This window comes from Enterobacter cloacae complex sp. HYC074_NIDB, assembly GCF_056673345.1.
Window position 1 is genome coordinate 924,619 of the sequence record NZ_CP114214.1, and the last position, 18,709, is coordinate 943,327.

Below are 18,709 nucleotides of genomic sequence, written 5' to 3' on the forward strand. Positions count from 1 at the left end.
TTTATGCTGAGCATTCTCTGGAATCTGGCGGCGTTCATTGTTGCACTGGGTGTACTGATTACCGTGCATGAATTTGGCCATTTCTGGGTTGCCCGGCGCTGTGGTGTGCGGGTGGAGCGATTCTCGATTGGCTTTGGCAAATCGCTCTGGAAGCGTACCGATAAGCATGGCACCGAGTTTGTCATTGCTCTGATTCCCCTGGGCGGCTATGTCAAAATGCTCGACGAACGCGTTGAGCCTGTCGCCCCGGAACTTCGCCATCGCGCGTTTAACAATAAAACTGTTGGACAACGTGCTGCCATCATCGCTGCCGGCCCGGTAGCCAATTTCATCTTCGCTATCTTCGCCTACTGGCTGGTGTTTATCATCGGCGTGCCTGGCGTGCGCCCGGTCGTGGGCGAAATCACCACGGGTTCTATTGCGGCAACGGCGCAAATTACACCGGGAATGGAACTTAAAGCGATTGATGGTATCGAAACCCCTGATTGGGATGCCGTGAGGTTACAACTGGTTGCCAAAATCGGTGATGAGCAGACAACCGTCAGCGTATCGCCATTTGGTTCCGACCAGCGGCAGGAAAAAGTGCTGGATTTACGCCACTGGCGCTTTGAGCCAGACAAAGAGGACCCTGTCGCCGCACTCGGGATTCGACCGCGCGGCGCGCAGATCGAGCCGGTATTAGCCGAAGTACAGGCCAAATCGGCAGCGAGTAAAGCAGGTTTACAAGCGGGTGACAGGATCGTTAAAGTCGATGGTCAGCCATTAACACAATGGATGACCTTTGTTACTCTGGTGCGCGATAATCCAGGCAAGCCGCTCGCGCTGGAAGTGGAAAGGCAGGGGAGTTCGCTCTCACTGACTCTCACCCCGGATACCAAATCGGGCGGCGGTAAGGCGGAAGGGTTTGCCGGCGTTGTGCCGAAAGTGATCCCACTGCCAGATGAGTACAAGACAATACGCCAGTATGGGCCGTTTAGCGCCATCGTTGAGGCCACGGATAAAACATGGCAGCTGATGAAGCTTACGGTCAACATGTTGGGGAAATTGATAACCGGTGATGTGAAACTGAACAACCTCAGTGGGCCAATTTCGATTGCTCAGGGGGCTGGGATGTCAGCGGAGTTCGGGGTGATTTACTATCTCATGTTCCTTGCGCTGATTAGCGTGAACCTGGGGATAATCAACCTGTTCCCGCTTCCCGTACTAGATGGGGGCCATTTGCTGTTTTTAGCGATTGAAAAGCTAAAAGGCGGACCGGTATCCGAGCGAGTTCAAGACTTTAGTTATCGCATTGGCTCGATTTTGCTGGTGCTGTTAATGGGGCTTGCACTTTTCAATGATTTCTCTCGGTTGTAAGAGAGTTAGTTAGGAAGAACGCATAATAACGATGGCGATGAAAAAGTTGCTCATAGCGTCGCTGCTGTTTAGCAGCGCGACCGTATACGGTGCTGACGGGTTCGTAGTGAAAGATATTCATTTCGAAGGCCTTCAGCGTGTCGCCGTTGGTGCGGCCCTCCTCAGTATGCCTGTGCGCCCCGGCGATACGGTTAATGATGAAGATATCAGTAACACCATCCGTGCTCTGTTTGCCACTGGCAACTTTGAGGACGTCCGTGTCCTGCGCGATGGTGATACGCTGGTGGTTCAGGTAAAAGAACGTCCAACGATTGCCAGCATCACTTTCTCCGGCAACAAGTCGGTGAAAGATGACATGCTCAAGCAGAACCTTGAGGCATCGGGTGTTCGTGTGGGGGAATCTCTGGACCGCACAACCCTTGCAGACATTGAAAAAGGTCTGGAAGATTTCTATTACAGCGTCGGTAAATACAGCGCGAGCGTTAAAGCGGTTGTTACACCGCTGCCACGTAACCGTGTCGACCTGAAACTGGTCTTCCAGGAAGGTGTTTCTGCGAAGATCCAGCAGATCAACATCGTGGGTAACCACGCGTTCAGCACCGACGAACTGATCTCCAACTTCCAGCTGCGTGACGAAGTGCCGTGGTGGAACGTGGTGGGCGATCGTAAATACCAGAAACAGAAACTGGCGGGTGACCTTGAAACCCTGCGCAGCTACTATCTGGATCGCGGTTACGCCCGTTTCAACATCGATTCAACTCAGGTGAGTCTGACTCCGGACAAGAAAGGTATCTACATTACCGTTAACATCACTGAAGGCGATAAGTACACGCTTTCAGGTGTTGAAGTCAGCGGCAACCTGGCAGGACATTCAGCTGAAATTGAATCTCTGACCAAAATTCAGCCGGGCGATCTGTACAGCGGATCTAAAGTCACCAAAATGGAAGACAGCATTAAGAAGCTGCTCGGCCGTTATGGTTATGCGTATCCGCGTGTGCAAACGCAGCCGGAAATTAACGACACGGATAAAACCGTTAAGCTGCACGTTAACGTTGATGCGGGCAACCGTTTCTATGTGCGTAAGATCCGCTTCGAAGGTAACGATACCTCTAAAGACTCCGTTCTGCGCCGTGAAATGCGCCAGATGGAAGGGGCATGGCTGGGAAGCGATCTGGTAGACCAGGGTAAAGAGCGTCTGAACCGTCTGGGCTATTTCGAAACGGTCGATACCGATACTCAGCGTGTACCAGGTCGTCCGGATCAGGTTGATGTTGTTTATAAAGTTAAAGAACGTAATACCGGTAGCTTCAACTTTGGTATTGGTTACGGTACTGAAAGTGGCGTGAGCTTCCAGGTCGGTGTTCAGCAGGATAACTGGCTGGGTACGGGCTACTCTGTCGGTATCAACGGGACGAAAAACGACTACCAGACCTACTCTGAGTTCTCTGTTACCAACCCATACTTCACCGTTGACGGTGTAAGCCTGGGCGGTCGTATCTTCTATAACGACTTTAAAGCGGATGACGCGGACCTCTCCTCGTATACCAACAAGAGTTACGGTCTGGATGGTACGCTCGGCTTCCCGGTTAACGAATACAACACCCTGCGCGCAGGTTTAGGGTACGTGCATAACGACCTGTCCAACATGCAACCGCAGGTGGCGATGTGGCGTTACCTGGACTCCATCGGTCAGTCGGCGAGTACGTCCAGCGATGACAACGGTTTCGCCGCGGATGACTTCACCTTCAACTACGGTTGGACCTACAACCGTCTTGACCGTGGCTACTTCCCGACGGAAGGTTCACGTGTCAACCTGAACGGTAAAGTGACTATCCCGGGCTCGGATAACGAGTTCTACAAGGTCACGCTGGATACGGCGTCCTACTTCCCAATTGATGAAGATCACAAGTGGGTTGTTCTGGGTCGTACCCGTTGGGGTTATGGTGACGGTATTGGAAGCAAAGAACTGCCGTTCTATGAAAACTTCTACGCCGGTGGTTCAAGCACCGTGCGTGGCTTCCAGTCCAATAACATTGGTCCGAAAGCGGTTTATTACGGCGGTAATGACGAAGATAACTGCGCAAGCCGTGATCCTAAGCAAGTATGTAGCTCTGATGACGCAGTAGGTGGTAACGCTATGGCCGTGGCGAGCCTCGAGTTCATCACGCCTACGCCGTTTATCAGCGACAAGTACGCAAACTCTGTCCGCACCTCCTTCTTTATGGATGCAGGTACAGTGTGGGACACCAACTGGGAGAACACCGCCCAGATGCGTGCGGCGGGGGTCCCGGACTACAGCGATCCGAGCAACATTCGCATGTCCGCAGGTATCGCATTACAATGGATGTCACCGCTGGGGCCGTTGGTCTTCTCTTACGCCCAGCCGTTTAAGAAATACGATGGAGACAAAGCGGAGCAGTTCCAGTTTAACATTGGTAAAACCTGGTAATAATCCGCTGCAATGGAATGCGTTGGCAGTGTAGCGCTGACAACCGGCGATCGGTAAAACGATCGCCTTGCCACGCAAAGAACGGTACCCCTCGGGTGCCAATGGGATGGTAAGGAGTTAATTGTGAAAAAGTGGTTATTAGCTGCAGGTCTCGGTTTAGCGATGGCAACTTCTGCTCAGGCAGCGGATAAAATTGCAATCGTCAACATGGGTAATTTGTTCCAGCAGGTTGCACAGAAAACCGGTGTTTCTGCAACGCTGGAAAACGAATTCAAAGGCCGTGCGAGCGAACTGCAACGTATGGAAGGTGATCTTCAGTCCAAGATGCAGCGTCTTCAGCGTGATGGTTCTACCATGAAAGCGAGCGAGCGCAGCAAACTGGAAAAAGACGTCATGTCTCAGCGCCAGACCTTCTCTCAGAAAGCGCAGGCTTTCGAGCAGGATCGTCAGCGTCGTTCTAACGAAGAGCGTGGCAAACTGGTGACGCGTATTCAGTCTGCCGTTAAAGCAGTCGCAGCCGATCAGAGCATCGATCTGGTTGTTGATTCGAACGCCGTTGCATTCAACAGCAGCGATGTTAAAGACATCACCGCTGATGTTCTGAAACAGGTTAAATAAGTAATGCCTTCAATTCGACTGGCTGATTTAGCTCAGCAGTTGGATGCAGAATTACACGGTGATGGCGATATCGTCATCACCGCTGTTGCGTCCATGCAATCTGCTAAAGCAGGCACTATTACCTTCATGGTAAGCCCTAAGTACCGTGAACACCTGGCCCAGTGCCAGGCGTCTGCCGTTGTTCTGACGCAGGACGATCTTCCGTTTGCCACTAGCGCTGCACTGGTAGTGAAAAATCCCTACCTGACCTATGCGCGCATGGCCCAAATTCTTGATACCACGCCGCAGCCGGCACAGAACATTGCAGCCAGTGCTGCGATTGATCCGACGGCTCAGCTGGGTAACAACGTATCAGTCGGCGCAAACGCCGTTATCGAATCCGGCGTCGTGCTGGGTGATAACGTGGTGATTGGCCCAGGCTGCTTTGTTGGAAAAAATACGAAAATTGGCGCAGGGACTCGTCTGTGGGCCAATGTCTCTGTCTACCATGAGGTTGAGATTGGCGAGAATTGTCTCGTACAGTCCAGCACGGTGATTGGTTCTGACGGATTTGGTTACGCTAACGATCGGGGTAACTGGGTTAAGATCCCTCAGCTGGGTCGCGTGATTATCGGCGATCGTGTGGAGATCGGTGCTTGCACCACCATCGACCGCGGTGCGCTTGACGACACCATTATTGGTAACGGTGTTATCATAGACAACCAGTGCCAGATTGCACATAACGTTGTGATTGGCGACAATACCGCAGTTGCGGGTGGTGTTATCATGGCAGGCAGCCTGAAAATTGGCCGTTACTGCATGATTGGCGGTGCCAGCGTGATCAATGGCCATATGGAAATATGCGACAAAGTCACGGTGACGGGGATGGGCATGGTGATGCGTCCAATCACTGAGCCTGGCGTTTATTCCTCCGGTATTCCACTGCAACCGAACAAGGTCTGGCGTAAAACAGCTGCACTGGTGATGAATATTGATGATATGAGCAAGCGACTCAAAGCGATTGAGCGCAAAATCGATCAACAAGACTAAGCGTTCATCCGTTTAACGCTAAATTTCCCGGCCTGTCGGCTTTGTTTATAAACCGGCAGGCCGTGTTATTATTGCTACTTAGTACATTTGACAGGAAGAGTATTTTGACTACTGACACTCATACTCTGCATATTGAAGAGATTTTAGAACTTCTGCCGCACCGCTATCCGTTTTTACTGGTAGACCGTGTGCTGGATTTTGAAGAAGGTCGTTTTCTGCGCGCAGTGAAAAATGTCTCCGTTAACGAGCCGTTCTTCCAGGGGCACTTCCCTGGTAAGCCTATCTTCCCGGGGGTATTGATCCTGGAAGCGATGGCACAGGCTACCGGTATTCTGGCGTTTAAAAGCGTAGGTAAACTGGAACCGGGTGAACTCTATTACTTCGCGGGTATCGATGAAGCGCGCTTCAAGCGTCCGGTCGTGCCTGGTGATCAAATGATCATGGAAGTCACTTTTGAAAAAACGCGTCGCGGCCTGACTCGCTTCAAAGGCGTAGCTATGGTTGACGGCAAAGTTGTTTGCGAAGCGACAATGATGTGTGCGCGTAGCCGGGAGGCCTGATACGTGATTGATAAATCCGCCTTTATTCATCCTACCGCCATTGTGGAAACGGGTGCCATCATTGGTGCCAATGTCCACATCGGCCCGTTTTGTATTGTTGGACCCCATGTCGAAATTGGTGAGGGTACAGTACTGAAATCTCACGTTGTCGTGAATGGTCATACCACCATTGGCTGCAACAATGAGATCTATCAGTTCGCCTCCATCGGCGAAGTTAACCAGGATCTCAAGTATGCTGGCGAACCGACCCGCGTGGAAATCGGCGATCGTAACCGCATTCGCGAAAGCGTCACCATTCATCGTGGTACAACGCAAGGCGGTGGATTGACGAAGGTGGGCAGCGACAACCTGTTTATGGTTAATGCGCACATTGCGCACGACTGTACCGTGGGGAGCCGCTGTATTCTCGCCAACAACGCAACGCTGGCGGGACACGTATCGGTCGATGATTTCGCCATTATTGGCGGCATGACCGCAGTCCATCAGTTCTGCATCATTGGTGCACACGTGATGGTCGGCGGATGCTCCGGTGTGGCGCAGGACGTCCCACCGTTTGTGATTGCGCAGGGCAACCATGCCACGCCGTTTGGCGTGAACATTGAAGGTCTCAAGCGTCGTGGCTTCAGCCGCGAAGCGATTACCGCGATCCGCAACGCGTACAAATTGCTGTACCGTAGCGGTAAAACGCTGGAAGAGGCTAAGCCGGAAATTGCCGAGCTGGCGAATAAGCACCCTGAAGTGAAAACGTTCATGGAATTCTTTGAACGTTCAACCCGTGGTCTGATTCGTTAATGGTCGACAGTCGTCCGCTTACCATCGCCCTGGTCGCCGGAGAAACCTCCGGCGATATTCTTGGTGCAGGTCTTATCCGCGCGCTTAAAGCCCGTGTACCCAATGCCCGCTTTGTGGGCGTGGCTGGGCCGCTAATGCAGGCCGAAGGCTGCGAAGCCTGGTATGAAATGGAAGAGCTGGCTGTGATGGGCATCGTCGAGGTGCTGGGCCGCTTGCGTCGCCTGCTGCATATCCGCGCCGACCTTACCCGCCGCTTTACCGACCTCAAGCCCGATGTATTTGTCGGCATTGATGCGCCTGATTTCAATATTACCCTTGAAGGGAACCTGAAAAAGCAGGGGATCAAAACGATCCATTACGTCAGCCCATCCGTGTGGGCGTGGCGACAGAAACGCGTTTTCAAAATCGGACGGTCCACCAATCTGGTGCTGGCTTTTCTGCCTTTCGAAAAAGCGTTTTACGACAGATTTAATGTCCCGTGCCGTTTTATCGGTCATACCATGGCGGATGCCATGCCACTGGATCCGGATAAAAACGCGGCGCGTGACGAACTGGGCATCCCGCATGATGTGCATTGTCTGGCGCTGCTGCCAGGAAGCCGGGGTGCGGAAGTTGAAATGCTCAGTGCCGATTTCCTGAAAACGGCGCAAATTCTTCGCAAGACTTACCCCGATCTTGAAGTGGTCGTGCCGCTGGTGAATGCCAAACGCCGGGAGCAGTTTGAGCGTATCAAAGCCGACGTCGCCCCGGATCTTCACGTCCGCTTGCTGGACGGAAAAGGGCGGCAAGCCATGTTTGCGAGCGATGCCGCACTGCTGGCTTCCGGCACGGCTGCGCTGGAGTGTATGCTGGCAAAATGCCCAATGGTGGTCGGTTATCGCATGAAGCCGTTTACCTTCTGGCTGGCAAAACGTCTGGTAAAAACAGATTACGTATCTCTGCCAAACCTGCTTGCGGGTCGCGAGCTGGTGAAAGAGCTCTTGCAGGATGAATGCCAGCCGCAGGCGCTGGCAGATGCGCTGCTGCCGCTGCTGGCCAACGGTAAAACCAGCCACCAGATGCACGATACGTTCCGTGAACTGCATCAACTGATCCGCTGTAATGCTGATGAGCAGGCGGCCGATGCGGTGCTGGAGTTAGCACAATGATGGAATTTATTTATCCCCATACCCACCTCGTTGCCGGTGTGGATGAAGTCGGTCGTGGCCCGTTAGTGGGTGCCGTTGTGACCGCGGCGGTGATCCTCGATCCAGCCCGCCCGATCGTTGGCCTGAACGACTCGAAAAAACTGAGCGAAAAGCGTCGTTTAGCGCTGTTCGATGAAATTAAAGAGAAAGCGCTGGCCTGGAGTCTCGGGCGCGCAGAACCGCATGAGATTGACGATCTAAACATTCTGCACGCTACCATGCTGGCGATGCAGCGTGCCGTTGCGGGCCTGAAGATTGTGCCTGAGTATGTACTGATCGACGGTAACCGTTGCCCGGCGTTGCCGATGCCTTCCATGGCTGTTGTTAAAGGCGATAGCCGCGTCGCAGAAATCAGTGCGGCGTCAATCATTGCCAAAGTGACGCGCGATGCTGAAATGGCCGCGCTGGACCTCACTTATCCCGCGTATGGTTTCGCCCAGCACAAGGGATATCCAACGGCTTTCCATCTGGAAAAGCTGGCTGAACATGGCGCAACTGAACATCATCGGCGCAGCTTTGGCCCGGTGAAACGCGCGCTGGGACTGGTGTCCTGAATCAAGACGCAAGCAATTAAGTAACGCGGGATTTGAAGATGGCTGAACCACGTTTCGTACACCTGCGGGTGCATAGCGACTACTCCATGATCGATGGGCTGGCAAAGACCGGGCCGCTGGTAAAAAAGGCGGCCTCGCTTGGCATGCCTGCGCTGGCGATCACCGATTTTACCAACCTGTGTGGCCTGGTGAAGTTCTACGGAACGGCGCATGGCGCAGGATTAAAGCCCATCGTCGGTGCGGATTTTCATGTGCAGAGCGACCTGCTCGGCGATGAGATGACGCAAATTTCCGTGTTAGCCATGAATAACACGGGCTATCAGAACCTCACTCTGCTGATCTCAAAAGCCTACCAGCGCGGCTACGGCGCACTGGGCCCATGGATTGACCGCGACTGGCTGGCAGAGCTGAACGAAGGTTTGCTGCTGATCTCCGGTGGTCGTATGGGGGATGTCGGAAAATGTCTGCTGCGCGGTAACAACGCGCTGGTGGATCAGTGCGTCTCGTTCTACGAAGAGTATTTCCCGGATCGCTATTACCTGGAGCTGATCCGTACCGGGCGTGCGGACGAAGAGAGCTATCTGCATGCGGCCGTCGCCCTGGCGGAAGCGCGTGGCCTGCCTGTAGTGGCCACCAACGATGTGCGCTTCCTTGAGGCGGGCGATTTTGACGCGCATGAAATTCGCGTCGCTATCCACGACGGCTTCACCCTCGACGATCCGAAACGCCCGCGCAACTACTCATCGCAGCAGTACATGCGCAGCGAAGAGGAGATGTGTGAGCTTTTCTCGGACATCCCGGAAGCGCTGGAAAACAGCGTAGAGATTGCCAAGCGCTGTAACGTCACCGTGCGTCTCGGCGAATACTTCCTGCCGCAGTTCCCGACGGGCGACATGACCACCGAAGATTTCCTGGTCATGAAATCGAAAGAGGGTCTGGAAGAGCGTCTGGAATTCCTTTTCCCGGATGAAGCGGTCCGTAAAGAGAAGCGTCCTGAATATGACGAGCGCCTGGATATTGAACTCCAGGTGATCAACCAGATGGGGTTCCCTGGCTACTTCCTGATCGTGATGGAGTTCATCCAGTGGTCGAAGGATAACGGCGTGCCGGTAGGCCCGGGCCGTGGTTCCGGTGCCGGCTCGCTGGTGGCGTACGCACTGAAAATCACCGACCTCGATCCGTTGGAATTCGACCTGCTGTTCGAACGTTTCCTCAACCCGGAACGTGTCTCCATGCCCGACTTTGACGTCGACTTCTGCATGGAAAAACGCGACCAGGTGATTGAGCACGTGGCCGATATGTACGGTCGTGATGCGGTTTCACAGATCATTACCTTCGGGACGATGGCGGCGAAAGCGGTTATCCGCGACGTGGGCCGCGTTCTGGGCCACCCGTACGGTTTTGTCGATCGTATCTCTAAGCTGGTCCCGCCCGATCCGGGCATGACCCTGGCGAAAGCCTTTGAAGCCGAACCTCAGCTGCCGGAAATCTACGAAGCCGACGAAGAGGTGAAAGCGCTGATCGACATGGCGCGCAAGCTGGAAGGCGTCACGCGTAACGCCGGTAAGCATGCGGGGGGCGTGGTTATCGCCCCGACCAAAATCACCGACTTCGCGCCGCTGTACTGCGATGAAGCGGGCCAGCATCCGGTCACCCAGTTCGACAAGAACGACGTGGAATACGCCGGGCTGGTGAAGTTTGACTTCCTCGGCCTGCGTACGCTCACCATCATCAACTGGGCGCTGGAGATGATCAACGCCCGTCGCGAGAAGAACGGCGAACCGCCGCTGGATATCGCGGCTATCCCGCTTGATGACAAGAAAAGTTTCGACATGCTGCAACGCTCGGAGACGACAGCCGTCTTCCAGCTTGAATCCCGCGGCATGAAAGATTTGATTAAGCGTCTGCAACCCGACTGCTTCGAAGATATGATCGCGCTGGTGGCCCTGTTCCGTCCGGGGCCGTTGCAGTCGGGGATGGTGGATAACTTTATCGACCGTAAGCACGGGCGCGAAGAAATTTCCTACCCGGACGTTCAGTGGCAGCATGAAAGCCTGAAACCGGTACTGGAGCCAACCTATGGCATCATCCTGTATCAGGAACAGGTGATGCAGATCGCCCAGGTACTTTCGGGTTATACCCTTGGCGGCGCAGACATGCTGCGTCGTGCGATGGGTAAGAAAAAGCCGGAAGAGATGGCCAAGCAGCGCTCCATCTTTGAAGATGGAGCGAAGAAAAACGGCATCGATGGCGAACTGGCGATGAAAATCTTCGACCTGGTGGAGAAATTCGCCGGGTACGGATTTAACAAATCTCACTCCGCCGCCTATGCTTTGGTTTCGTATCAGACGCTGTGGCTGAAAGCTCACTATCCCGCTGAGTTTATGGCAGCGGTAATGACTGCCGATATGGACAACACCGAGAAGGTGGTTGGCCTGGTGGACGAGTGCTGGCGCATGGGGCTGAAGATCCTGCCGCCGGATATTAACTCGGGCCTGTATCATTTTCACGTTAACGATGACGGGGAAATCGTCTATGGGATCGGCGCGATCAAGGGCGTGGGTGAGGGGCCGATCGAGGCGATCATTGAAGCGCGTAACAACGGCGGCTACTTCCGTGAGCTGTTCGATCTGTGCGCCCGTACCGATACCAAAAAACTGAACCGCCGCGTGCTGGAAAAACTGATCATGTCCGGCGCGTTTGACCGTCTGGGGCCACACCGCGCCGCGCTGATGAACTCGCTCGGCGATGCGCTGAAGGCGGCCGATCAGCATGCGAAAGCGGAAGCCATTGGCCAGGCGGATATGTTCGGCGTGCTGGCGGAAGAGCCAGAGCAGATCGAGCAGTCCTATTCCAACTGCCAGCCGTGGCCAGAACAGGTAGTGCTGGATGGAGAGCGGGAAACGTTAGGTCTGTACCTGACGGGACACCCGATCAACCAGTATCTTAAAGAAATTGAGCGCTATGTCGGCGGCCACAGGCTTAAAGACATGCATCCGACAGAACGTGGTAAAATCACCACGGCTGCGGGGCTCGTGATTGCTGCAAGGGTAATGGTCACCAAGCGCGGCAATCGTATCGGCATCTGTACCCTGGATGACCGTTCCGGGCGTCTGGAGGTGATGTTGTTCACCGACGCGCTGGATAAATACCAGCAATTGCTGGAAAAAGACCGCATACTTATCGTCAGCGGACAGGTCAGCTTTGATGACTTCAGCGGGGGGCTTAAAATGACCGCCCGCGAAGTGATGGACATTGACGAAGCCCGGGAAAAATATGCTCGCGGGCTTGCTATCTCGCTGACGGACAGGCAAATTGATGACCAGCTTTTAAACCGACTCCGTCAGTCTCTGGAACCCCACCGCTCGGGGACCATTCCAGTACATCTCTACTATCAGAGGGCGGATGCACGCGCGCGGTTGCGCTTTGGTGCAACGTGGCGTGTCTCTCCGAGCGATCGTTTACTGAACGATCTCCGTGGCCTCATTGGTTCGGAGCAGGTGGAACTGGAGTTTGACTAATACAGGAATACTATGAGTCTGAATTTCCTTGATTTCGAACAGCCGATTGCAGAGCTGGAAGCGAAAATCGATTCTCTGACAGCCGTGAGCCGTCAGGATGAAAAACTGGATATTAACATCGACGAAGAAGTGCATCGTCTGCGCGAAAAAAGCGTAGAACTGACGCGCAAAATCTTTGCCGATCTCGGCGCATGGCAGATCGCCCAGCTGGCGCGACATCCACAGCGTCCGTACACCCTGGATTATGTCCGCCTGGCGTTTGACGAATTTGACGAACTGGCAGGCGACCGCGCATACGCTGACGATAAAGCTATCGTCGGCGGTATCGCGCGTCTGGATGGACGTCCGGTGATGATCATTGGTCATCAGAAAGGCCGTGAAACCAAAGAGAAAATCCGTCGTAACTTCGGTATGCCAGCTCCAGAAGGCTACCGTAAGGCCCTGCGTCTGATGGAGATGGCTGAGCGTTTCAATATGCCAATCATCACCTTCATCGACACGCCGGGTGCTTACCCGGGGGTTGGCGCCGAAGAGCGTGGTCAGTCTGAAGCCATCGCACGCAACCTGCGTGAGATGTCTCGCCTGAAAGTGCCGGTCATCTGTACCGTTATCGGTGAAGGTGGGTCCGGCGGTGCGCTGGCAATTGGCGTGGGCGATAAAGTGAATATGCTACAGTACAGTACCTATTCCGTTATCTCTCCGGAAGGCTGTGCCTCCATCCTGTGGAAAAGTGCCGATAAAGCGCCGCTGGCTGCTGAAGCGATGGGCATCATTGCCCCACGTCTGAAAGAGCTGAAGCTGATCGACACCGTTATCCCTGAACCGCTGGGTGGCGCGCATCGTAAGCCGGAAGTGATGGCTGCTTCCCTGAAAGCGCAGCTGCTGGCAGACCTGGCGGACCTGGACGTGCTGAGCACAGAAGATCTGCTCAACCGTCGTTATCAGCGTCTGATGACCTACGGTTACGCGTAAGCCTCACAATTATCCTAAAAGCCGCACATTGTTGCGGCTTTTTTTATACCTGCCGTTTACCTTAACTATGCTTATCTGATGTTTTTCAAGGAGGTAAACCATGAACATCATTGCCATCATGGGGCCACACGGCGTCTTTTATAAAGACGAACCCATCAAGGAGCTGGAGCAAGCCCTTAAAGCACGCGGATATCAGCTGATCTGGCCGCAAAACAGCGCCGACCTGCTGAAATTTATCGAACACAATCCGCGCATCTGTGGCGTGATATTCGACTGGGACGAATACGACATGGAGTTGTGCAGCGATATCAATAAGCTCAACGAATATCTTCCGCTGTACGCCTTTATCAACACTCACTCGACCATGGACGTGAGTGCGCACGATATGCGTATGGCGCTGTGGTTCTTCGAATATTCACTCGGCGTTGCAGAGGACATTGCGACCCGCATTCAGCAGTACACCGGTGAATACCTCGATAACATCACACCGCCGTTTACGCGCGCATTGTTCACCTATGTGAAAGAAGGGAAGTACACCTTCTGTACGCCAGGCCATATGGCGGGAACGGCCTATCAAAAAAGCCCGGTGGGATGCCTGTTCTACGATTTCTTCGGCGGTAACACGCTGAAGGCGGACGTGTCGATTTCGGTCACCGAGTTAGGCTCTCTGCTGGATCATACCGGCCCGCATCTGGAAGCTGAAGAGTACATCGCCCGGACCTTTGGCGCCGAGCAAAGCTACATGGTGACCAACGGTACCTCAACCTCGAACAAAATCGTCGGGATGTACGCCGCGCCTGCCGGCAGTACGCTGCTGATTGACCGAAACTGCCATAAATCACTGGCGCATTTGCTGATGATGAGCGACGTGGTGCCGCTCTGGCTGTCGCCTACGCGTAATGCGCTGGGTATTCTCGGCGGCATTCCTCGCCGCGAGTTCGCGCATGAAGCCATTGAAAATAAGATCGCGGCTATCCCCGAGGCAAGCTGGCCTGTGCATGCGGTGATCACCAACTCCACCTATGACGGGCTGCTTTACAACACGAACTGGATCAAGCAGACGCTGGACGTGCCGTCGATTCACTTTGACTCCGCGTGGGTGCCTTACACTAATTTCCACCCGATTTACTCGGGTAAAAGTGGGATGAGCGGCGAGCGGGTGCCGGGCAAGGTGTTCTTCGAAACGCAGTCGACGCACAAAATGCTGGCCGCGTTTTCCCAGGCGTCTCTCATTCACATCAAGGGTGAGTACGACGAGGACACCTTCAACGAAGCTTTCATGATGCACACGACCACGTCGCCAAGCTACCCGCTGGTGGCGTCCATCGAAACGGCGGCGGCGATGCTGCGCGGTAATCCGGGTAAACGCCTGATCAATCGTTCGGTGGAGCGGGCGTTGCATTTCCGAAAAGAGGTTCAGCGACTTAAAGATGAAGCGGACTGCTGGTTCTTTGATATCTGGCAGCCGGAAGAGATTGATGAGGCAGAATGCTGGCCCGTCGCGCCGGGGGAGAGCTGGCACGGTTTTCGGGATGCTGATGCGGACCACATGTTCCTCGATCCGGTTAAGGTGACAATCCTGACGCCGGGCATGGATGAGCAGGGTGTGATGGGTGAGGAAGGGATCCCGGCAGCGCTGGTGGCGAAGTTCCTTGATGAGCGCGGCGTGGTGGTGGAGAAAACCGGCCCCTATAATCTGCTGTTCCTGTTCAGCATCGGGATCGATAAAACCCGCGCGATGGGGCTGCTCAGGGGACTGATGGAGTTTAAGCGCGCATACGATCTGAACCTGCGGGTGAAGAACATGCTGCCGGATCTCTACGCGGAAGATCCTGACTTCTACCGCAATATGCGTATTCAGGATTTGGCCCAGGGGATTCACAGGCTGATCCGCCAGCACGATCTGCCGCGCCTGATGTTGCAGGCATTTGATGTTCTGCCTGAAATGAAGCTGACGCCGCACAGGGCGTGGCAGCGCCAGGTGAAAGGGGAGGTTGAAACCGTTGAGCTGGAGAACCTGGTCGGGCGGGTATCGGCCAACATGATCCTGCCTTATCCGCCGGGCGTGCCGCTGCTGATGCCGGGTGAAATGATCACTGAGGAGAGCCGGGCGGTGCTCGATTTCCTGCTGATGCTCTGTTCGGTGGGGCGCCACTATCCCGGCTTTGAAACGGATATTCATGGCGCGAAACGCGACGATAACGGCGTGTACTGGGTGAGAGTCCTAAAATAAAAGGGGCCGCTTGCCAGGGGCGGGTTGTCGGTTGTAACGTTCAGGGCATCATAAAAAGGAGAAACTATGCTGGGTTTAAAAGCGGTTCATCATATTGCGATCATTGCCACCGATTATGCGAAAAGTAAGGCATTCTACTGCGACGTTCTCGGCTTTACGCTGTTGAGCGAGGCCTACCGTGAGGAGCGCGACTCCTGGAAAGGCGATCTGGCGTTAAACGGTCAATATGTGATTGAGCTGTTCTCTTTTCCTTTCCCGCCAGCGCGTCCTTCACGCCCGGAAGCCTGCGGCCTGCGCCACCTGGCCTTCAGCGTCGATGACCTGGACAGCGCGGTAAAACATCTGGAAGCCCACGGCGTGGCCTGCGAAGCGATTCGTGTCGATCCCTTTACCGATAAACGTTTCACTTTTTTCAACGATCCGGACGGCCTGCCGCTGGAGCTTTATCAGCAGTAATCGCCGTCATGTGTGATAATGCCCGTTCAGTTCGGGCATTTTTTATGTGTAATTTCCTATGACCTTACCCGCTATCGCGCACGCCGTTTCACCCTACCGCCAGCTGCTGGTGGGGTTCAGCGGTGGCCTGGATTCCACCGTTTTGCTGCACCGCCTTAAGCTCTGGCGCGACCGTGAGCCTGACGTCCAGCTGCGGGCGATGCATATCCATCACGGCTTAAGCCCCCATGCCGACGACTGGGTGGCGCACTGCGAAGCGGTGTGCTCAGGGTGGGAGATCCCGCTGATCGTTGAACGCTTCACGCTTGAGGATGAGGGGCTGGGTATTGAGGCGCAGGCGCGGAAAGCCCGCTACGCCGCGTTTTCTGGCGCATTACAGCCTGGAGAAGCGTTGGTCACCGCGCAGCATCTGGACGACCAGTGCGAGACGTTTTTACTGGCGCTCAAGCGGGGCAGCGGGCCTGCGGGTTTATCCGCCATGCCTGAGCGCGCTGATTTTGCTGAAACAGAGCTCATCCGCCCGCTACTGGGTGAGACGCGCGCATCACTGGAAGCCTGGGCGCAGCAGCATCATCTGTGCTGGATTGAAGACGACAGCAATCAGGACGACAGTTACGACCGTAACTTCCTGCGCCTGCGCGTCTTACCGCTGCTGAGTGAGCGCTGGGCGCATTTTTCCGAAGCGGCGGCCAGAAGCGCCATGCTGTGTGCTGAACAGGAAAGCTTGCTGGATGAGTTGCTGAGCGGGGAGCTGAATACACTGATTACCGCTGACGGTGCCCTGAACGTTGCGCCGTTGAAGGTGATGAGCCCCGTGCGTCGGGCTGCTCTGATTCGCCGCTGGCTGGCTTACCACCGTGCGGTTATGCCGTCCCGGGCGATGCTCAACCGTATCTGGGAGGAAGTTGCACAGGCGAGGGAAGATGCCGCACCGTGTATACACCTGAATGGTTATGACGTCAGGCGTTATAAAGGGCAACTCTGGTGGGTAAAATCTGTGCCGTCGCTGGCTGACGTTGTGCTCGACTGGCCGTCGCCGGAAAAAGCATTAACGCTACCGATGAATGCCGGTGTCGTTGCGTTAAGTCATTCGGGCAATGTGCGTCTACCTGAGCCGGACGAGAACGTTACCATACGCTTCAGGGCCAGCGGCATGCTGCATATCGTCGGTCGTAACGGCGGGCGTAAGCTGAAGAAAATCTGGCAGGAACAGAACGTTCCGCCCTGGCGACGTGATACCACGCCGCTTCTGTTTTACGGCGACACGCTCATCGCGGCGGCAGGGGTGTTCATCACTGAAGAGGGGTGGGCTGAAGCGGGTGTTAATTTTGAATGGAAAGCGTAACGGGCAGCCTGGCTGCCCGTTGGTTATCAGGATTCGCTCACCACGACGGTGCCGATTTCCGGATGGCTGAAACTGGCAATTTTGTCGAGGCGTAGCTCACGCGTTGCACCTGCATCTTCCACAACCAGGTATTCCACATTTTTACGGGAAACCAGATCGCTGGCCTTTGCCTTTAGCACTTCGCCATCTTTTAGCTCCAGCGTCAGTATTAAATGATGCTGGCAGGCGAGTTCGAGGTTGTCATAGTCATCACAATTGATGGGTTGATAAGTATCATTCATCGACATAATCGCTCACCAGTAAATTCGCCGCAGCATACGCTGCTTTTTCCCTGACCGATTCAGAAAGGTTCTCATCAGAGGCCACTTCATTTAGCACGTTCAATACACAGCCCAACGCATCCGGAATGTACCCCAGATCTCCGCTGGCGATCTCAGCATACCGTCTGCGAATCAACTCACAATAATTATTCACATCACCTCCTGCCAGCGTACTGACTTACTGTGAGATATCATTAAGCCTACGAAGTTAAACTCGGTTTAGCAAGGTGACTATACCATACTCATTTAAGCAATATCAGCGCCTTGATAAGAGTGAGCCACCACCTCGTAACAGCCTTTTGCCGCGGTTTTCGCTACAATGTACGCCTGATTCGAAAGGAGTTCTCTCATGGCGCTGAAAGCGACTATTTATAAAGCTGTGGTCAATGTGGCGGATCTTGACCGTAACCAGTTTCTGGATGCGTCATTGACGCTGGCGCGTCACCCTTCTGAAACCCAGGAGCGCATGATGCTGCGCCTGCTGGCGTGGATTAAGTATGCCGACGAGCGTCTGCAATTTACCCGTGGTTTAAGCGCGGAGGATGAACCGGAAGCCTGGCTGCGCAACGATCATCTGGGTATCGATTTATGGATTGAGCTTGGCCTGCCGGATGAACGCCGGATCAAAAAGGCCTGCACCCAGTCTGCTGAAGTGGCGTTGTTTGCCTACAACCAGCGCGCGGCGGAGATCTGGTGGCAACAAAATAAAAATAAATGTGCGCAGTTCAAAAATCTTACCGTCTGGTATCTGGATGATGAACAGCTGGCGCAGCTGAGTGCGTTCGCCAGCCGTACGATGGCGCTACAGGCAACAATTCAGGACGGTGCCATCTGGCTTTCCGATTCTCAGAATAATCTGGAAATTCATCTCACGGCCTGGCAGCCCGCATCATGATTGTATTGTCCCGAAATGTCAGCATCCCTGATAACGAGCTGGAGATCACCGCTATCCGGGCCCAGGGCGCAGGGGGGCAGCACGTTAACAAGGCCTCAACGGCTATCCATTTGCGCTTTGACATTCGGGCCTCCAGCCTGCCAGAGTATTATAAAGAAAGCCTGCTTGCCGCCAGCCATCACCTGATCACCAGCGAGGGTGTGATAGTGATTAAAGCGCAGGAGTTTCGCAGCCAGGAGCTTAACCGGGAAGCGGCAATTGCCCGGCTGGTCGCGGTCATCAAAGAGCTGACGGCTGTACAAAAAAGTCGCCGGGCAACACGTCCAACGCGGGCATCGAAAGAACGTCGGTTGTCATCGAAGGCGCAGAAATCCACCGTAAAATCACTGCGTGGCAAAGTCCGTCACCCATAATGTGACGAA

At 54.5% G+C, this 18,709-nt stretch carries 17 protein-coding genes; 15 read left to right on the plus strand and 2 right to left on the minus strand.

Annotated features, from left to right (window positions below; genetic code table 11):
- The first annotated feature begins 3 nt into the window (after positions 1-3).
- The 13 genes from rseP to tilS all read left to right on the plus strand — a co-directional run bounded on the left by rseP (position 4) and on the right by tilS (position 17,072).
- On the plus strand, positions 4-1,356 hold the full coding sequence (gene rseP / locus O1724_RS04415) for a sigma E protease regulator RseP (RefSeq protein WP_003856174.1): 1,353 nt from the start codon (positions 4-6) through the stop codon (positions 1,354-1,356).
- 31 nt (positions 1,357-1,387) lie between these two features.
- Entirely contained in the window at positions 1,388-3,805 is a 2,418-nt protein-coding gene (gene bamA, locus O1724_RS04420) for an outer membrane protein assembly factor BamA (RefSeq protein ID WP_003856172.1), read from the plus strand.
- A 123-nt stretch (positions 3,806-3,928) separates the two neighbouring features.
- The gene (gene skp / locus O1724_RS04425) at positions 3,929-4,423 is read left to right on the plus strand and encodes a molecular chaperone Skp (protein WP_003856169.1); all 495 of its coding nucleotides are present in this window, start codon (positions 3,929-3,931) and stop codon (positions 4,421-4,423) included.
- Positions 4,424-4,426: 3 nt separating this feature from the next.
- On the plus strand, positions 4,427-5,452 hold the full coding sequence (lpxD, locus tag O1724_RS04430) for a UDP-3-O-(3-hydroxymyristoyl)glucosamine N-acyltransferase (protein WP_003856168.1): 1,026 nt from the start codon (positions 4,427-4,429) through the stop codon (positions 5,450-5,452).
- A 104-nt stretch (positions 5,453-5,556) separates the two neighbouring features.
- Positions 5,557-6,012 (plus strand): 3-hydroxyacyl-ACP dehydratase FabZ, encoded by a 456-nt coding sequence (gene fabZ / locus O1724_RS04435; RefSeq protein ID WP_003856165.1) that lies wholly within the window; start codon positions 5,557-5,559, stop codon positions 6,010-6,012.
- A gap of 3 nt (positions 6,013-6,015) precedes the next feature.
- A complete protein-coding gene (lpxA, locus tag O1724_RS04440; protein ID WP_003856164.1) occupies positions 6,016-6,804 on the plus strand; it encodes an acyl-ACP--UDP-N-acetylglucosamine O-acyltransferase in 789 nt (262 codons plus the stop codon).
- A complete protein-coding gene (gene lpxB, locus O1724_RS04445; protein ID WP_003856161.1) occupies positions 6,804-7,952 on the plus strand; it encodes a lipid-A-disaccharide synthase in 1,149 nt (382 codons plus the stop codon). Before lpxA ends, lpxB begins: the two co-directional genes overlap by 1 nt.
- Positions 7,949-8,545 carry a ribonuclease HII gene (rnhB, locus tag O1724_RS04450; RefSeq protein WP_003856158.1) on the plus strand — a complete coding sequence of 199 codons (597 nt, stop codon included), beginning with the start codon at positions 7,949-7,951 and terminating at the stop codon, positions 8,543-8,545. The genes lpxB and rnhB overlap by 4 nt, the downstream gene beginning before the upstream one ends.
- Before the next feature lie 38 nt (positions 8,546-8,583).
- A complete protein-coding gene (gene dnaE / locus O1724_RS04455; protein ID WP_003856156.1) occupies positions 8,584-12,066 on the plus strand; it encodes a DNA polymerase III subunit alpha in 3,483 nt (1,160 codons plus the stop codon).
- 12 nt (positions 12,067-12,078) lie between these two features.
- Positions 12,079-13,038 carry an acetyl-CoA carboxylase carboxyl transferase subunit alpha gene (gene accA / locus O1724_RS04460; protein ID WP_003856154.1) on the plus strand — a complete coding sequence of 320 codons (960 nt, stop codon included), beginning with the start codon at positions 12,079-12,081 and terminating at the stop codon, positions 13,036-13,038.
- A 100-nt stretch (positions 13,039-13,138) separates the two neighbouring features.
- Positions 13,139-15,271, plus strand: a complete 2,133-nt coding sequence (locus O1724_RS04465; protein WP_126297411.1) for a lysine decarboxylase LdcC — start codon at positions 13,139-13,141, stop codon at positions 15,269-15,271.
- A 66-nt stretch (positions 15,272-15,337) separates the two neighbouring features.
- Positions 15,338-15,727 carry a VOC family protein gene (locus O1724_RS04470; RefSeq protein ID WP_003856151.1) on the plus strand — a complete coding sequence of 130 codons (390 nt, stop codon included), beginning with the start codon at positions 15,338-15,340 and terminating at the stop codon, positions 15,725-15,727.
- A 58-nt stretch (positions 15,728-15,785) separates the two neighbouring features.
- Positions 15,786-17,072 carry a tRNA lysidine(34) synthetase TilS gene (tilS, locus tag O1724_RS04475; protein ID WP_126297410.1) on the plus strand — a complete coding sequence of 429 codons (1,287 nt, stop codon included), beginning with the start codon at positions 15,786-15,788 and terminating at the stop codon, positions 17,070-17,072.
- Positions 17,073-17,098: 26 nt separating this feature from the next.
- Here tilS and rof read toward each other — a convergent pair whose 3' ends face one another.
- Both rof and O1724_RS04485 read right to left on the minus strand, forming a co-directional pair.
- Entirely contained in the window at positions 17,099-17,359 is a 261-nt protein-coding gene (gene rof / locus O1724_RS04480; protein ID WP_003856148.1) for a Rho-binding antiterminator, read from the minus strand.
- A complete protein-coding gene (locus O1724_RS04485; RefSeq protein WP_368745297.1) occupies positions 17,346-17,546 on the minus strand; it encodes a YaeP family protein in 201 nt (66 codons plus the stop codon). Before O1724_RS04485 ends, rof begins: the two co-directional genes overlap by 14 nt.
- 195 nt (positions 17,547-17,741) lie before the next feature.
- Between O1724_RS04485 and O1724_RS04490 the strand changes: the two genes are divergently transcribed.
- Together O1724_RS04490 and arfB are read left to right on the plus strand one after the other, a co-directional pair.
- A complete protein-coding gene (locus tag O1724_RS04490) occupies positions 17,742-18,287 on the plus strand; it encodes a YaeQ family protein (RefSeq protein WP_003856144.1) in 546 nt (181 codons plus the stop codon).
- A complete protein-coding gene (gene arfB / locus O1724_RS04495; protein ID WP_032608551.1) occupies positions 18,284-18,700 on the plus strand; it encodes an alternative ribosome rescue aminoacyl-tRNA hydrolase ArfB in 417 nt (138 codons plus the stop codon). The genes O1724_RS04490 and arfB overlap by 4 nt, the downstream gene beginning before the upstream one ends.
- Positions 18,701-18,709: the final 9 nt, after the last annotated feature.

Coding starts and splice junctions, on each gene's coding strand:
- arfB (WP_032608551.1), top strand. CDS start 18,284: ATGATTGTATTGTCCCGAAATGTCAGCATCCCTGATAACGAGCTGGAG.
- lpxB (WP_003856161.1), top strand. CDS start 6,804: ATGGTCGACAGTCGTCCGCTTACCATCGCCCTGGTCGCCGGAGAAACC.
- O1724_RS04470 (WP_003856151.1), top strand. CDS start 15,338: ATGCTGGGTTTAAAAGCGGTTCATCATATTGCGATCATTGCCACCGAT.
- rof (WP_003856148.1), bottom strand. CDS start 17,359: ATGTCGATGAATGATACTTATCAACCCATCAATTGTGATGACTATGAC.
- rnhB (WP_003856158.1), top strand. CDS start 7,949: ATGATGGAATTTATTTATCCCCATACCCACCTCGTTGCCGGTGTGGAT.
- accA (WP_003856154.1), top strand. CDS start 12,079: ATGAGTCTGAATTTCCTTGATTTCGAACAGCCGATTGCAGAGCTGGAA.
- O1724_RS04490 (WP_003856144.1), top strand. CDS start 17,742: ATGGCGCTGAAAGCGACTATTTATAAAGCTGTGGTCAATGTGGCGGAT.
- dnaE (WP_003856156.1), top strand. CDS start 8,584: ATGGCTGAACCACGTTTCGTACACCTGCGGGTGCATAGCGACTACTCC.
- O1724_RS04465 (WP_126297411.1), top strand. CDS start 13,139: ATGAACATCATTGCCATCATGGGGCCACACGGCGTCTTTTATAAAGAC.
- lpxD (WP_003856168.1), top strand. CDS start 4,427: ATGCCTTCAATTCGACTGGCTGATTTAGCTCAGCAGTTGGATGCAGAA.
- bamA (WP_003856172.1), top strand. CDS start 1,388: ATGGCGATGAAAAAGTTGCTCATAGCGTCGCTGCTGTTTAGCAGCGCG.
- tilS (WP_126297410.1), top strand. CDS start 15,786: ATGACCTTACCCGCTATCGCGCACGCCGTTTCACCCTACCGCCAGCTG.
- rseP (WP_003856174.1), top strand. CDS start 4: ATGCTGAGCATTCTCTGGAATCTGGCGGCGTTCATTGTTGCACTGGGT.